This is a genomic window from Limosilactobacillus ingluviei str. Autruche 4, from assembly GCF_000312405.1.
GTDB lineage: Bacteria > Bacillota > Bacilli > Lactobacillales > Lactobacillaceae > Limosilactobacillus > Limosilactobacillus ingluviei.
In genome coordinates this window covers 185,821-200,440 of sequence record NZ_HE997173.1, presented here as the reverse complement: position 1 = coordinate 200,440, position 14,620 = coordinate 185,821, and the positions used below count along the sequence as shown (strand labels likewise).

Sequence of the window (14,620 nt, the reverse complement as noted above, 5' to 3'; positions counted from 1 at the left end):
TGGCACACACGCGCCAACTGCTTCTTTTTATTGTAAACCATCAATTTCTGCTTGCACTGCTTGGGCTTGAGCTTCTTCACCGTTAATCAACAACAAGCTCTTGGCAATCGTAAAGTTTTGCAAGGCCGTCGCCCGGTCTGCTAATAATTCCGCTGCCTTCGCCGTGATTTGGTAGTAATCACTTAGCAAGAACATCGTCAGGTCTTCCCGGCAGATGTCAATCCCGCGTCCAGCAATTGCCATCGCATCATTCGGCTGCTTCAGCTTCAAGTAGAGGTCGGCAATGTTGCGGTAAATGATAATCCATTGCCGCTTGCCCCCCGTTAATTGCTTTTCGTCAATCAACGTCACGGCCCGCTGCAAGAACTTCAACGCCCGCTCTTCATTGCCCCGCTTTTCGTAAGCCATTGCCATCCCCACGGTTGTTAAGGCCCAGTAGATATTGGCACTCATGGTTGAGAACTGGGTGAGGATCAATTCAAAATTGAAAATGGCCTCGTCAACCTGACCGGTTGCCACTTGCAAGACCCCTAACAAGTAGTAGTAACGTTGCTTGTCAAAGTCATTTTGCAATTTCTTGACTTTGATCTTCTTTAAGCGGGCTTCCGCTTCTTCGTAGTCCTCTTGGACAATCAGCAGACTGATTTCATCGAATTGCGAAGTCATTGAAACATCGTCATTTTCGATGATCTTATCAACCGGAATATCTAAGCGGGCACAGATCGCCGTTAAAATATTCATCTTCGGAATCCGATTCTGCTTTTCCATTAAACTAATGGTGGCTTGCGTACAGATCCCTTCCGACAATGCCGTTTGGGACAGGCCCCGCTTCCGGCGAATTTGCTTTAAAACATCACCTTTTAAACGCATAATGATTCCTTCTCCCTATGGTATTCGCCTGGTAACAAATACCGTTTTTTATTTCTTGACCATACTTTACCACAAAAATTATGTGAGTGAAAAACATAAGCCTTAAAAAATATAACATATTCTTTTTTAATAAGAAAGAGTAATCAATCAACTTATGCTTTGCGGGGTTTGCTTCCCAAATCTACTTATGATTTCAAAAAAGAGTGGGTGATCAACAGATAGTTAATCACCCACTCTTAATTTAACGCCTGATTCTCATTATTTCTTCAATCACCCGTTAAATATTAATAAGAAATCTTAATGGTACCGTTTTTCCCCAACGTGTTCTTCACCCAAGCTCTTGAAACTATAACTAATCTCGTTGTTGTGGTTAAACTCTTCAATCCCCAATTGGATCAAGCGGTCAATCAATTCTGAGTAATCAATTCCCGAAATCTTCCACATTTGTGGATACAGACTGATGTTGGTAAACCCTGGCAAGGTGTTGGGTTCCCCTAAGTATGGGACATCGTTTTGGTCAACCAAGAAGTCTAAGCGCGCCATCCCCTTTAAGTCCAAGGCCTTGTACGCTTTGAGCGCCATCGTGGTAATTTCTTCACGCAACTTGTCGGACGTTGGTACCGGCAAGTCAAAGACCACGCCAGAAGCATCAACGAACTTATTGTTATAGTCGTAGAAATCATCACCTTCTGGAACACTGATCCCGCCCAGCTTCGAAGCAATCGGTTCTTCATTTCCTAAAATCGAAATTTCAATTTCCCGCGGGTGATCCAAGCCTTGTTCAACTAAAACCTTAAAGTCATAGCCAAAGGCATCGGCCAAGGCTGCATCATATTCGGCCGCACTAGTCACCTTATGAATCCCAACTGAAGAACCTTGCTTAGCAGGCTTCACAAAGACCAAGCCCCCTAATTCTTCTTCAATCCGGTGCCATGGGTAATCAGCCCGGTTATCCGGCGTCAAGAGGATGTATGGGGTATTGCGAATCCCCGCGTGGTCTAAGATCCGCTTGGTCAAATCCTTGTCAAAGGCCATCGCTGACCCCGCAATTCCCGTCCCGATGTATGGCTTCTTTAGCAACCGGAACAAGCCTTGGACCGTCCCGTCTTCACCGAGGTTCCCGTGAATGACTGGGTAGAAAAAGTCAATTGGCCCAGCCGCTTCTAAAACCTTGATTGGAGCCAGTGGTGAATCCAAGTCCATCTTCGCGTAGGCTTCTTGCACGACTTGGTCCTCCGGTTCCCCATCAAAAATTCGCCGGGAAGCTTCGTCATCGATCAAGATCCCATCTTTGGTAAACATGAAAAGCTTAACGTCGTACTTTTCTTTATCCATCGCATCGTAAATGTTGTGCGCGGATCGCTTGGAAACATCGTGTTCAGAAGAGTTCCCCCCAAATAAAAGGGCGACGTGAAGTTTATCTTTTGCCATAACTATCTCCTTTATTCAATTGTCAATTTAAAACCGTAACTCTTGGAAACTATATTATAACATAAGCGCTACCATTTTAACCACGGTTTTCTTGTTCCATAACCGCCTGCACGACTTGGGCCGGCAAAGCACTATCCAGCAATAATAACTGAAGCAAGTGCCGGTAGTTAAAAACCCGGTGCCAAGTTGCCGGCTTATTCGGGTCTTGTTTATCCATTTCCTGTCGCCAAGCCTTGAGATCTTCAATAAAATAACGCGCGTACAACGGGTGCGTCTTTACTGCTTGGGCGATGAAAGCGGCTCCTTCATCCGGCTCGCCCATCGTTAATGGCGCCCGCAAGCGACGATAGGCCACCAAGTAGGCAGCTACCAAAAACAATTTATCGCCGCGGTTAAGCCGCTCGTCGGCACAAATTTCATTGCATAAACCGGCATAGGCCGCAAAGGTTTGCACCCATCCGGCCCCTTCCACAAAGCCCCGTAAATCCTTTTCCCCCAGCATCGCCACGACCAACCGATTACTGAGCCGTTTGAGAGTCGCAACCTCAATCGGGCGCTCCTGCTGGCGCGCCGCGTATAAGACAAAACGCAGGAGCACTAAGGTCAAGCTGCGCGCGTATACCCCAGGACTGTTGCGTTCCAGCAAATGATCGTATAAATACTTGCTTTGACTCAACTGGACTGCCAACCACTGCAACTGGTCATTGGTCAAACGATGATGATCAATCGCCCAGTTCATCCAGCTGACCACTTGATGGCGCAAGTGCCCGTCGGCCGTCTGGATCGCCACGAGTAAGTCAGCCAAAAAATCGTCTGACACGCTGCTGGCCTGCGGGGCGCCATCCGTCATCATCAAATGCATTTCGACAATAAAAACCGGATTGACCGTTGGCGTTTCCCGTGGGGTCCGCCGGTGCCCTTTCAGCTTATCAGCTAGCTTGGCTAACTGATCCCGGGCTTCGTAATAAATTTCTCCCGCAGCTAATTGTTCGTGAATCATCACGGCTTGGCGTTCGAATTCACCAAATTCCTTCACTACCCTAACCCCTTTTTCTGCTTTTCTTCATTCTAACACAGCCCACTTCTAAACGGTGACCAGGCGAAGCAGCCAAGCACTCGTTTGCCCCGCTGGTTCAATCTGCCCTTGCCAAACCGGATTCAAGGCCACGACTTGGCCAGCGACCGGACTATTTAAAGTCACAATCCAATGTTGGGCTTCAATGGTGGCAAAAGGGAGGCCAACTTTTAAAACCGCCCCCGGCGCCGGAAAATCTAAAAAATATAATTTGCCAAGTTGGGTTAACGCCGTTGGGGTTAACCCCAGGGTGATTTCATTACCCGTTCGTTTAACCCACCAGGGATCAGTCAAAGTTGTCATCGCATTGCCTCCGTCCAAGTTAATGTTTTCAGTGTAGCCAGCCGCCCAGTCCTCGTCAAGCACCGGCTGGCATGCTAAAATAAGGCCATTCACTAAATATGTAAAATTTCTCAATGTTCAAGGAGGCCTTTTCTTTGAAACGAATCCCTTGGCGCTACTGGTTGCTAATCACCAGTGGCTTGCTCTTTTTACTGGATTGGTACCTGGTCGCAAGTCAAAATTCGGCGGTCTTAGCCTTTGACCATCACGTCCGGTGTCTGGTCAATACCCACCGCACCCCTGCTCAGACCGCTTTTTTCACCCACTTTACCCGCCTGTTTGATCCCTGGCCCGCTGTGGGGTGGGCAGGCTTATTTGTCCTTTGGTTGAGCTGGCACCGGCAATGGCGGTGGACGGCCCAGTTTAGTCTTGCGCTTTGCAGCGGCACTCTACTCAACAAAGTCATCAAACACTTAGTTAACCGTCCGCGGCCCAGCGCGGAAGTCTTAATGCATTACGGTGGCTTTTCCTTCCCCAGTGGGCACTCCAGTGGGGCGGCTTTACTGTTGGGCGGGATTCTCCTCGTCTTATTAGCCAGCCCCCTCTCCCGACGGACCAAGGGGTGGGGCAGTCTTTGCTTGGGCGGCCTAATTATCTTAGTGGGCTGCTCCCGGATTTACGTTGGCGCCCATTTCCCCAGCGATGTGCTCGGGGGCTGGTGCCTGGGGATCTTCGTCTTAAGCCTGTGGCAGATTGTTTTTACGCATTTTCTGCCGCACCCCACGGCGCTTTAAGCCTTTAAAAAAGCAAAATGCCAGTGATTACGGACGCAGCCGTCGTCACTGGCATTTTGTTTATTATCATTTAACAGTAATTAGCCTAAGATCGCCTTTAATGCTGCGACCTTATCCAATTGTTCCCATGGCAGTTCAATATCGGTCCGCCCGAAGTGCCCATAAGCCGCCGTTTGCTTGTAAATTGGCCGCTTGAGATCCAACATTTGAATAATCCCGGCCGGCCGCAAGTCAAAGACCTGTTGGATAGCTTTAATCAATTCTTCTTCGCTCTTGGTCCCCGTTCCAAAGTCGTCAACTGAGATCGAAACTGGCTTGGCAACCCCAATCGCATAGGCAATTTGGACTTCTAATTGCTTGGCGTAACCAGCGGCCACTAAATTCTTGGCGATATAGCGGGCCGCGTACGAAGCCGAGCGGTCAACCTTCGTGGCATCTTTGCCGGAAAAGGCCCCGCCCCCGTGGTGAGCCGCCCCACCATAGGTATCAACAATAATTTTCCGACCCGTCAAACCGGCATCTCCTTGGGGCCCACCAATCACAAACCGGCCCGTCGGGTTAATGAAGTACTTGGTCTCATCATCCAGCAGTTCAGCTGGGATGACTGGTTGAATCACTTGCTCTAAGACATCGTGGCGAATCTGGTCTAAGGTAACGTCGGGTTCGTGTTGGGTACTCAAGACCACGGTATCAACCCGCTTGGCCACGTGATTTTCATCGTATTCAATCGTCACTTCCGCCTTCGCGTCTGGTCCCAAGTACGCTAATTGCTTATCCTTACGCAACTTGGCAATCCGCTGCATTAAGTGGTGGCTGAGCATCAATGGGAGCGGCATGTATTCGGGCGTTTCGTCCGTGGCGTAGCCAAACATCAACCCCTGGTCGCCAGCCCCGATTTGATCCAAGGGGTCCACCCCACCATCGCGGACTTCCAGGGAGTCGTCAACCCCCTGGGCAATATCGGCCGATTGCTCATCCAAAGAGACAATGACAGCACAATTATCACCGTCAAAGCCGTACTTACCATTCGTGTAGCCAATTTCCTTGATGGTTTCACGAACCACCTTTTGGATATCCACATAGGCCGTCGTTGAAATTTCCCCAAAGACCAGGACCAACCCGGTCGTTACAGACGTTTCGACTGCCACCCGGGCTTCCGGGTCCTGAGCCAACAAGGCATCCAAAATCGCGTCAGAAATCTGATCGGCAATCTTATCCGGGTGCCCTTCGGAAACGGATTCGGACGTAAATAAGTGTTTCTTCATTTTGATAATTCCCCCATATCTTCAATAACTGAATGTGCGGTTACAAGGCAGCGGGTGTTAACCACCCTCCCATCGGGAATTTGCTTTATAACGCGTCAATCTTAACATATTTGCCATCAGCTATTCAATGCCAGCCAGATTAAAGTTATACTAAAGGAAAGTTTTGGGGAGGAATTTATCGTGCGCCGTTTAAACAGCCAACAATACCACGTTGCCTTTGACCAGTGGCAACAAATCTTAGCTACTGCCGCCATTGTTTTTATCAGTTGGTCCTTTGCCCCCTTCAGTTATGCCGTAGGGGTGTCTGGGACCCATTTTAACGCCCACATGGGGATGTTATTTTTGTATGAGTTCTTGATTGCCTACAGCTTGGTGTTATTGCTCAAGCACCGCTTTCAAGCCCCCCTCGCGTGGCCGCTGTTGGGCCTAAGTGCGCTGTGTGCAATCGCCGGGTTTATCACGACCCCCTTGGTCATGCTCTTGCTCTTATTATTGCCTTTGTTTACGGTCCTGTTAACCTGGCCAACTCTGCAGCTGCAAAATGAGTTAGGGCTGTTCACCTGCGGGGCATTACTGATGCTCACCGTTCCGGTAGGCGTCGCCTACACCAGTTTGCACTTTATTTCCTGGGAAATCGTAACCTACCTGTTACCGGTAATGACTACGACTTGGTGCTTCTGGGCGCCTTTCTTCATGCCCCGTTCCAACCGGCGGGCCCTGGTAATGCTGATTGCCCTGTTGAGCTTACTAATTTCTTTGCTCTCGCATCCCCTCCGCTGGCCAATTTTAGCCGCCGGATTGATTAGCTTAGGTTGGTGGTTATTTACCATGTATAAAAAGACCCCGGAACCTTCCTTATTGTTGACCTGTCTAACCCAAATGCTGGTAATCGTCTTTACTTACTGGAGCTAAAATCACGGTGGCGGTAAGCTGAACCAACAGCTTACCGCCACCCTTTTTCTTTACTCCGGTAACCGACCGTTAATTATCCCGACCGCACACAACCACGCAAAAACGGTCTTAGGCCCTGTCCGTTGAAAACCTTGGGCCTTTAATTGCTTCGCAAAGGTCGTCGCAAGCGGCATCGTAGCTGGCAAGCGGCCAGCCTGATCCGGCAGCAATCGCAACACCTCCCCGCCGGTAACTGCCCACGCTACCGGCGAAAGATAGCGGCCGGCTTGATGCCATTGAGCCAGCAATTGCGCATTGTGACAACAAGCTTGAATTTTGGCCCGGTTACGAATAATCCCTGAATCATTTTGCAGCCGGTCGACATCCGCGGCCGTAAACGCGGCGACCGCTTCAATTTCAAAGTTGGCAAAGGCCGCTTCAAAGGCTGCGCGACGTTGCCAGACTTGTCGCCAAGCGAGCCCTGCTTGGAAGATTTCTAGACATAGCCATTCAAACAACTCGCTTTCGCCATAGACCGGCCGCCCCCAATAATGATCGTAGTAATCCTTCATGAGGGGGTGCTGAGCCCAGGTTGGGTAGTGCTGATTCATTTTGCTTCACCTCGCTGATTTAATGGAACAGCAATTTGCTGTCCTTATCTTATATATACGTCAAACCAGGCGATTTATGATGAATATTTTTAAATTTATATTGTTGCCCGATGCTCGCGCAACCCGAACGCCAACAGTAACCCCAAGCCAGCTAAGCACAGCATCACCAGACAAACTTGCTGGTAGCCCCCGATAGCAGCGGGCAAAAGTGCCATCCCACGGTGCACAGCGGCTTGCGTTTCCTGGGTCAACAATAAGGTCATTACCGCAACGCCGGTGGAACCAATCAACTGCCGAAAAGTGGTAATCACGGCCGTCCCGTGCGCCACCAGTGCGTCCGGCAAGGCATTCGCCCCGAGGGTAACCGCTGGCATCATGACGAAGGCGTTGCCCCCTTCAATCACCATCGCCGCCCCAATCATTGGCAATAGATGGCCACTGGCAACCTGCCACCAAGCTAACAGCCATCCGCCAGCAATTAAGCCCATTCCCAACATTAAGGTTGGCTGAAAGCCCAAGCGATCGGCCAAGCGCCCCGTCAACGGATTTAACAGGCTCAACAGCGCGGCCCCCGGGACCAAGGCCAATCCTGACCAGAACGGACTCAGGTGCAATACTTCCTGGTAATACAAAGGAAAAATAATCGTGGTAACAATCAAGGCCACGTACGCCAAGGACGTCAGTAAAATTGCCAAGTCATACTTAACGTTCAGCAACACGCGCAACTCTAAGACGGGCTGTGGCAAGTGAAATTGGCGCCAGGTAAACCCAGTTAGCATCGCTAGGCTAAGCAAAACTCCTGCACCATACCAATGCCAAGCCACTCCTGGCTTGCCAATTTGATCGATCCCTAGCATTAAACCTATGATCCCCAATAATAAGACCAATGAACACCAATCTAACTCCGACTGGCGGCGCGGCAAGACATCCCGAATTGCGCCCCCGCGCGCTACCAACAAGACGATGGTGATGACGACGGCAAAAAAGATGAAGACCGCCTGCCAAGCAAATATTTTCAGTAAAATTCCAGCCACAATTGGCCCGCACGCCAAGGCTGAGCCCATTACCAACCCCGCCAAGCCCATCGTCGTCGCGCGTTGGTCCTTGGGGGTGATCTCTAAGAGGACCGTTTGATACGAAGGAAATAATAAGCCAACCCCGCCAGCTTCCAGAATCCGGCCGACCATCATGATCCCAAAACCGGCCGCCCCCCAAGCGGCGGGGGCCGCGACAATAATCAGCGTTCCTAGGTCAAACATCCCGAGCGCCAGAGTAAACATAGCCGGAAAACTCAAATTATTCAACAGCCAGGGCGAAATCGGCATACTGATACACATGACCAACATAAACCCGGTCGTCAGCCACTGAATTACATCAGCTGATAAGCCAAAACTGTGCATCAAGGTCGGGTACGCGGTCGAAAGGGCCGACTGACTCAACGACATGGTAAACGTCCCGAGCAACAAAGTAACGATAAACCAGCCCCGCCGATACGGGGTACCCGTTTGATCAAGGGTCGTCATCAAAAATTCCTTCTCCCTAAATTTAGAATGATTCTTAACGGAGATCATTATAGGTTTCCCAAATATTTCTGTCAATGCTATAATAAAGACAAAATAAGAAACACAAAGGGAGGGATTAACTTGGCACAAAATGAATTAGCTCACGCGCTTGAAATTTTAAAATCACATAAGGTCCGTTTGACCCCCCAGCGCAAAACAATTCTAAACTATTTGATTACCCACCACACTCACCCCAGTGCGGAAATGATTTACGAAGATCTCAAGCAACATGACGACAGCATCAGCATTGCCACGGTGTACAATACCGTCCGGTTGCTCGTTGACTACCATTTAGTCATTGAGCTCAAAAACGGGGATGGCTCCACCCACTTCGATTACTTTGGGCAGCCGCATTACCACGTCGTGTGCGAAAATTGTGGTAAAATCGCCGACGTGTTTGCGCCGGAGTTCAGTCGCTTAAACCAGCAGCTCGACGAAATCACCCGGCAGCAGACCCACTACTTGGTCAACCGGACGGATATTGAAGTCAAGGGCTTATGTCCCGAATGCCAAGCTAAACTTGGTTTATTGCATAATCGCTAAGGATATCTTTTTGAGGTGAAGACAGTGATTTCAAACGAACAACGTGCCCACGAAATTGCCATCGCCCTGATGGCCAAAACCGCGGATCCCAAGCAACCGATTGAGGCTTACCACGACTACATCAACTATTTGTTGCCGATTCTCAAGGAAATCGACAAGGATTTTCCCATGGGGATCAAGGAGCATTTAGAATAACGTGGGTTGGGGCCGCGCTTTTTTATATTCAAAAAACTACCCTTTTTTCAGAATTAATGATATAGTTAATTGATATTTGAACTGATCATTCGCAAATCGCCGATCAGATTATAAATTAAAAAGTGGCGCTTCAGTGCTCAGAAAGGATGTACCAGCATGACTTTACCTAGTAATGACAACCCTAAGATTCGGGAAGCGGTCGCCAAGACCTTCATGGAAATGTTAAAAAACATGCCCTATGAAGCAATTACGATTCCGGATGTAATCGAAACTGCCAACGTTTCGCAAGCGGACTTTGACCGGAATTACACCTCCAAACGTTCCATCATCATGGATTTTCTGGCTCATTTACAAGACGAAGCCAGCCATCAAATTGCTCCGCAACTGCCGGCCGCCAATGTTTTATTCAACGAAAAAAACCTGCTGAAGATCCTGGCCTACTACCAACAATACAAAGAAGAACTGTTGGCGATTGATCAAGCGGGGTTATCCAACCTCTTGTACGATATGACCTGCTTGTTGACCGAGGACTTATTGACCATGTCTAAAGATGCTGATTACGTTGAACGCTTCCGGCTCTTCTTTATGACTGGGGGACTCCTCAGCACCTTTATGCAATGGCTCCACTCCGAAAATCCGGTTACGATTGAAGAATTTGCAACGACCCAATACAAGATGGTTTCCCAATCCTTAGAAATTCCGCTTAGTTAAATAATCAATCCTGACGTTAAAAAAGGCTCGGAACTCACGTCCAACGTGTTCCGAGCCTTTTAGCGTCTTTAGTTAACCTTAATCAATCGTAATCGTCGTGTCTGCTTTGTCACTGGCGGCTAACTTCGGCAAGGTGACCGTCAAGACCCCATTTTCGTACTTCGCACTGATTTGGTGCCGATCAACCTCTGGCAGACGGTATTGGCGGCTAAACTGGCCATAGCGCCGTTCGGTGTGCAATAAGTTACCAGTGTTGTCCTTGGCTTCGCTTTGGGCATCCCGGTGCCCCGTAACCGTCAAGACATCTTGGTCATAGCTTAAGTGTAAATCATCCTTCGCAAAGCCAGGCATATCAATCTTGACTTGGTAAGCGTGGTCGTCTTCAGCGATATCGGTCCGCATGCTGGCACCGCTCAGCATCGTTTCTGGTTCGAAGCCATGGTCAAACCAGTTAAACATGTTATCCATCCAGTTGTCCCGCCGTTGCAATCCATTCATCATTATTAAAATCCCCTTTCGTTAAACTCTTTACACTTACTATTATCGTCAAAGGTCAAGAAAGATCAAATGTTTTGTCTGACTTTTCTTGACCTTTTTGTAAATTGCATGTCAAAAAAGGCTCAACATTGATGAAGGTTAGCTTTTCGTCATGAATATTTTTTTGTAGCTTTTACGTTTTTTTGGCACGTATGAAAATTAATTCAAATCAAAAGGACCCGGTCGCCCGGATCCCAATGCGAATGCTAGGTTGTTAATACCACCCATTTTGCTGCCAAAAGGCTTGCGCCGCGGCCCAGGAGCCATAGCGACTGGCCACATATTGGTTGGCGACGGTATCTTGATTACTTGCTGAGAGGTCGCCGTTTAGGTACGCCAGGCTCAGTTGGTAAGCGCCGTAGTACTGACCGTTTTGCGCGCTGTAGTTGCCACCGGATTCGTGTTGGATGATCCATTGGCGGGCCGCCTCTTCACTGCTGGAAGCAGGCGTGGTTGTGGCGGTCGCCGAACTGGTAGTTGTGGTCGTAGCCGTTGTTGCCGGGCTAGTGGTAGCACTGGCGGCTGGCGCTTGGGCCATTTGAGTGCTTCTTGCCACTGGACTGCTTTGACTGACCGCACTGCTTTGACCGGCGGCGCTGCTATCGACCGCCGGTGCCGCCGAACTGGCAGCCGCCGGGGCATTCGTAGCTGCACTGGCAGCAGCACTGGCCTGCGGCAAGTTGGTAGATTGTTGTGGCGTGGCCACGCAGACTGTTCCATCATCGCCGATTACCAACTTTTGCCCCACGTAGATCAGATTCTTATTGGCAATTTGGTTGCGTTGGGCCAGGGTATCGACAAAGGTCAAATCGTGACCTAACTTAAGCGAGATCCCGGAAAGGGTATCCCCCGCTTGTACGGTGTAGATTGAATCCGCACTCGCGGTTGTCGCGGCCGTTAAGGTCCCTAAGGCGACTGCGCCGGCAACGGCAGCTGTTACTTGCCAAGTTTTGCGTTTCAGGTTTAATTTCATTTTTCAACATCCTTTACTGTTCTTTTTTTCTTACCACCCCGGATCAGCTATCAACGGTTCTTACTATACCCGCCCCGCGTTACGAAGCAATTACCGGTTCTTCTCAATCCCCCCGGCCACTGTAACCCCGTGTAACAAATTCTTGGTCCCCTTCCCGCCAGCCTCAAGGCGGCCTTAGCGCGCCAACCAGTTCGACCGGGGCATAATTTCTTCACTTTTGCTGCCGATTGTAATATTTGGCGCCACTTACGGCTGATTTTTTCGTTTTCAAGGGGGCCGACTTCCCCACCAAGTGGGATTGGCGGCCCCAATGTTACTGACTTTGTAACTTTGGCGCCCCGCCAGCATCCCGAATGCCGCCGCGCCCCACCCTTTCAACACGGCTAAGCCATCAAAACATCATATTTTAACAAATGGCGCCCCACCGGTGAAAAAGCTTCCGGTGGGGCGCCTGAGGATTAATATTGGGTTTCGATTTGCATCCCGCTCGGCCAATTTTCCAGCGATTGACGCTGGTCTTGGGCGCGCAAGGCCGCTCGTTCAGCCGCCGTTAGTTCAAAGTCAAACAGGGCGATGTTTTCCGCTAAATATTGTGGGTGCAAGGCCTTAGGAATAACCGTTACCCCCTCTTGGAGCAAGAAACGCAAGGCCACTTGGGCTGGCGACTTCTGGTAGTGCGCCGCCAACTCGTCTAAAACCGGGTTGTCCATAATGGTTTCGGCGCCTTGGCCCAGTGGCGACCAAGCCTGATGGACCAAATCATTTGCAACTAAGTATTCATGCAGTTTGGCTTGCTGCCAAAGCAAGTGGGTCTCAACTTGGTCGATGACCGGCTTAACGCGGGCATTGGCTAAGACCTTATCAACCTGCTGATGGTTAAAGTTGCTCAGGCCAATTGCCTTAATCTTGCCTTCCTTTACAGCATCTTCTAAGGCCCCATAGGATTCCAAGTAATTAGGAATTGGCCAGTGAATCAGCATTAAATCAAAATAATCCAATCCGCTGGCTTGCAGGGACTCATCGATCCCCGCTTTCGTTTCGGCGTACCCACTCAAAGGGGTCTTGCTGGTCACAAAGAAGTCGGTGCGGGGCAGGCCACTTTGCCGCAGCGCTTGGCCAACCCCGGCTTCATTGCCGTAGTATTGCGCGGTATCGATTAACCGGTAACCGGCCTGAATCGCCGCCGTGACCGCTGCTTTCGTCTGGTCGCTTTCAATTTGGTAGGTCCCATAGCCCACGACGGGCATGATTAAGCCATTATTTAAGGTAACTGTTTCCATGAATTTCTCTTCCCTCATTTTCTCTCTGCCAATTGTGCTAAATCAAGAAAAGGGACCAAAAGCTCCGCTCTTGATCCCTATTATTGTAACCTACGCCTAGGCAAACTTGTCAAATTTAGCTTACAGGTGGGTTAATTTGTGGTCCCGTGGCATCAAGAGGTTTAAGACAATTGCACATACAGCGGCAATCGCTACGGGTGACCCCAACAGGTACTGGACTAATTGCGGCGCGTGGTTTGTCACCGTCTTCGGCAGCAGGACAATCGCCAAGGTTAAAATGATTGGCAAACCAATGATGTATAAGTCGCTGGCTTGGGTTTGAATCCCGCGAATCACGTTTAACCCATTTAACATGATCGTCACGGTAATGATCGCAAAGACCCCACCGATCACGGGAGCTGGCACCGCTGCTAAAAAGGCCGACAGTTTCGAGAAGAAACCTAAGACAATAAACCAGGCCCCCGCAGCCACAAAGACGCGCTTGGAAGCGACCCCGGTAATGGAAATGACCCCCGCGTTCGTGGAGTACCCCGTCACTGGCGTTGCCCCGGACAGGGCAGCAACCAAACAGGACAGCCCTTCCCCGATGATCCCCCGGTTCCATTGTTGATTGGTAATCTTTTGGTTGGTAACGGCCCCCATGGCAAACCAAGTCCCGGTCGTTTCCGTCGTAATAATCGCGTAGATGATCAAGAAAGTTAAAATGGCCGTCAGATCAAAGTGAATCCCCCAGTGCAAAATCGTCCGTTGGGGAAAACCAAACCACGCTGCCTTAGCGACCGATTGCCAATCAAAGCGCCCCATCAAGGCACTTAAGAGCGTGCCGACCAGCAAGGCAATTACGATCGAGCCGGTCCGAAAAATCTTTTGCACGCGGGGGAAGCGAATACTGATCCCGACACAAACTAACAGCGTTAAGGCCGTCGCGCTGGCCAGTTCAATGTTTTGATAAATGTTGCCTTGGGCCAAGAAAATATTGTCGTTTAACGCCGACGGAATTAAGGACAAGCCCACACAAGTGATGATCGTGCCCCCCACGACGGCGGGAACCAACTTGTTAATGATCTTTTGAAAGACCCCCGTCAACCCTAACAACACCATGGCTAAGGAGCCAACGACCAGGGCGCCAATCAAGGTCCCCATCCCGTGGCCCGCCAAGCCCCCACCGGCCAAGGCAATGCCAGCCGCGGCGCCCAGGGGCACAAAGGATGGCCCTTGCGACATCGGCATCTTCATAAAGAGAACCGTTTGTAAAATCGTCCCGATCCCGGCCGCTAAAAAGGTCCCCTGCAACAAGCCTTGTGAATCCAAGGCCCCCATCGAAAGCATCCCCGCTAAGATGATCGGCGGTACGTAGACGTCCATCGCCAAGACGTGTTGTAAGCCCAAGAGGGTCGCTTCACCCGCCGGTACCTTATCATCGGGGCCAATCATCAAATTGCTTTCTACTTTTGTATCCATGCTTTGCCTCCCGCATTTCAATTCTCTTCCCAAAGGTCATTCGGAATTTCTTGCTACTGAACCAGAAATTCCAAGTGAATCTTCGGCTTTTTGATGAAGAAAATCTTAACACGAACTTTCAGCTTTGTAAATGATTATC

The 14,620-nt window shown here is 49.9% G+C and carries 16 protein-coding genes and 1 riboswitch; of the genes, 5 read left to right on the top strand and 11 right to left on the bottom strand.

Annotated features, from left to right (window positions below; genetic code table 11):
• Window positions 1-27 precede the first annotated feature (27 nt).
• The 4 genes from BN54_RS01010 to BN54_RS09730 form a co-directional block, all read right to left on the bottom strand.
• A complete protein-coding gene (locus BN54_RS01010) occupies window positions 28-870 on the bottom strand; it encodes a helix-turn-helix domain-containing protein (protein WP_019205260.1) in 843 nt (280 codons plus the stop codon).
• Window positions 871-1,167: 297 nt separating this feature from the next.
• Window positions 1,168-2,301: a D-alanine--D-alanine ligase family protein gene (locus BN54_RS01005; RefSeq protein WP_019205259.1), complete on the bottom strand. Its 1,134-nt coding sequence runs from the start codon at window positions 2,299-2,301 to the stop codon at window positions 1,168-1,170.
• A gap of 76 nt (window positions 2,302-2,377) precedes the next feature.
• Window positions 2,378-3,337 carry a DUF2785 domain-containing protein gene (locus tag BN54_RS09735; protein ID WP_019205258.1) on the bottom strand — a complete coding sequence of 320 codons (960 nt, stop codon included), beginning with the start codon at window positions 3,335-3,337 and terminating at the stop codon, window positions 2,378-2,380.
• A gap of 48 nt (window positions 3,338-3,385) precedes the next feature.
• Window positions 3,386-3,679 (bottom strand): glycine cleavage system protein H, encoded by a 294-nt coding sequence (locus tag BN54_RS09730; RefSeq protein ID WP_155818212.1) that lies wholly within the window; start codon window positions 3,677-3,679, stop codon window positions 3,386-3,388.
• 134 nt (window positions 3,680-3,813) lie between these two features.
• Between BN54_RS09730 and BN54_RS00990 the strand changes: the two genes are divergently transcribed.
• Window positions 3,814-4,452 carry a phosphatase PAP2 family protein gene (locus BN54_RS00990; RefSeq protein WP_019205256.1) on the top strand — a complete coding sequence of 213 codons (639 nt, stop codon included), beginning with the start codon at window positions 3,814-3,816 and terminating at the stop codon, window positions 4,450-4,452.
• A gap of 80 nt (window positions 4,453-4,532) precedes the next feature.
• On the opposite strand, the gene metK is transcribed toward BN54_RS00990, so the two are convergent.
• Window positions 4,533-5,717, bottom strand: a complete 1,185-nt coding sequence (gene metK / locus BN54_RS00985; protein WP_019205255.1) for a methionine adenosyltransferase — start codon at window positions 5,715-5,717, stop codon at window positions 4,533-4,535.
• Window positions 5,715-5,813: riboswitch (SMK box riboswitch) on the bottom strand. Its footprint overlaps the gene before it by 3 nt.
• 84 nt (window positions 5,814-5,897) lie before the next feature.
• Here metK and BN54_RS00980 point away from each other — a divergent pair.
• Window positions 5,898-6,629: a hypothetical protein gene (locus BN54_RS00980; protein WP_019205254.1), complete on the top strand. Its 732-nt coding sequence runs from the start codon at window positions 5,898-5,900 to the stop codon at window positions 6,627-6,629.
• Window positions 6,630-6,679: 50 nt separating this feature from the next.
• Here the strand turns inward: BN54_RS00980 and BN54_RS00975 are convergent, their stop codons facing one another.
• On the bottom strand, window positions 6,680-7,219 hold the full coding sequence (locus BN54_RS00975) for a DNA-3-methyladenine glycosylase I (protein ID WP_019205253.1): 540 nt from the start codon (window positions 7,217-7,219) through the stop codon (window positions 6,680-6,682).
• Between the two features lie 95 nt (window positions 7,220-7,314).
• Entirely contained in the window at window positions 7,315-8,745 is a 1,431-nt protein-coding gene (locus BN54_RS00970) for an MFS transporter (RefSeq protein WP_423789610.1), read from the bottom strand.
• Between the two features lie 117 nt (window positions 8,746-8,862).
• Between BN54_RS00970 and BN54_RS00965 the strand changes: the two genes are divergently transcribed.
• From BN54_RS00965 to BN54_RS00955, 3 genes are all read left to right on the top strand, one after another.
• Window positions 8,863-9,324, top strand: a complete 462-nt coding sequence (locus tag BN54_RS00965) for a Fur family transcriptional regulator (RefSeq protein ID WP_019205251.1) — start codon at window positions 8,863-8,865, stop codon at window positions 9,322-9,324.
• Between the two features lie 24 nt (window positions 9,325-9,348).
• Entirely contained in the window at window positions 9,349-9,519 is a 171-nt protein-coding gene (locus tag BN54_RS10290; protein WP_019205250.1) for a hypothetical protein, read from the top strand.
• Window positions 9,520-9,675: 156 nt separating this feature from the next.
• Window positions 9,676-10,230: a TetR/AcrR family transcriptional regulator gene (locus BN54_RS00955; protein ID WP_019205249.1), complete on the top strand. Its 555-nt coding sequence runs from the start codon at window positions 9,676-9,678 to the stop codon at window positions 10,228-10,230.
• 78 nt (window positions 10,231-10,308) lie between these two features.
• On the opposite strand, the gene BN54_RS00950 is transcribed toward BN54_RS00955, so the two are convergent.
• From BN54_RS00950 to BN54_RS00935, 4 genes are all read right to left on the bottom strand, one after another.
• Window positions 10,309-10,731 (bottom strand): Hsp20/alpha crystallin family protein, encoded by a 423-nt coding sequence (locus BN54_RS00950; protein WP_019205248.1) that lies wholly within the window; start codon window positions 10,729-10,731, stop codon window positions 10,309-10,311.
• Window positions 10,732-10,981: 250 nt separating this feature from the next.
• Entirely contained in the window at window positions 10,982-11,740 is a 759-nt protein-coding gene (gene apf / locus BN54_RS00945; RefSeq protein ID WP_019205247.1) for an aggregation-promoting factor, read from the bottom strand.
• Window positions 11,741-12,198: 458 nt separating this feature from the next.
• On the bottom strand, window positions 12,199-13,020 hold the full coding sequence (locus BN54_RS00940; protein WP_019205246.1) for an aldo/keto reductase: 822 nt from the start codon (window positions 13,018-13,020) through the stop codon (window positions 12,199-12,201).
• 120 nt (window positions 13,021-13,140) lie between these two features.
• Window positions 13,141-14,481, bottom strand: coding sequence for a uracil-xanthine permease family protein (locus BN54_RS00935; protein ID WP_019205245.1), 1,341 nt, complete (start codon window positions 14,479-14,481; stop codon window positions 13,141-13,143).
• Window positions 14,482-14,620: the final 139 nt, after the last annotated feature.

What these genes read in the sequence shown, in the direction of transcription:
- BN54_RS01010 (WP_019205260.1), bottom strand. Translation starts at nt 870, where the DNA reads ATGCGTTTAAAAGGTGATGTTTTAAAGCAAATTCGCCGGAAGCGGGGC.
- BN54_RS01005 (WP_019205259.1), bottom strand. Translation starts at nt 2,301, where the DNA reads ATGGCAAAAGATAAACTTCACGTCGCCCTTTTATTTGGGGGGAACTCT.
- BN54_RS09730 (WP_155818212.1), bottom strand. Translation starts at nt 3,679, where the DNA reads ATGACAACTTTGACTGATCCCTGGTGGGTTAAACGAACGGGTAATGAA.
- metK (WP_019205255.1), bottom strand. Translation starts at nt 5,717, where the DNA reads ATGAAGAAACACTTATTTACGTCCGAATCCGTTTCCGAAGGGCACCCG.
- BN54_RS00975 (WP_019205253.1), bottom strand. Translation starts at nt 7,219, where the DNA reads ATGAATCAGCACTACCCAACCTGGGCTCAGCACCCCCTCATGAAGGAT.
- BN54_RS00955 (WP_019205249.1), top strand. Translation starts at nt 9,676, where the DNA reads ATGACTTTACCTAGTAATGACAACCCTAAGATTCGGGAAGCGGTCGCC.
- BN54_RS00950 (WP_019205248.1), bottom strand. Translation starts at nt 10,731, where the DNA reads ATGATGAATGGATTGCAACGGCGGGACAACTGGATGGATAACATGTTT.
- apf (WP_019205247.1), bottom strand. Translation starts at nt 11,740, where the DNA reads ATGAAATTAAACCTGAAACGCAAAACTTGGCAAGTAACAGCTGCCGTT.
- BN54_RS00940 (WP_019205246.1), bottom strand. Translation starts at nt 13,020, where the DNA reads ATGGAAACAGTTACCTTAAATAATGGCTTAATCATGCCCGTCGTGGGC.
- BN54_RS00935 (WP_019205245.1), bottom strand. Translation starts at nt 14,481, where the DNA reads ATGGATACAAAAGTAGAAAGCAATTTGATGATTGGCCCCGATGATAAG.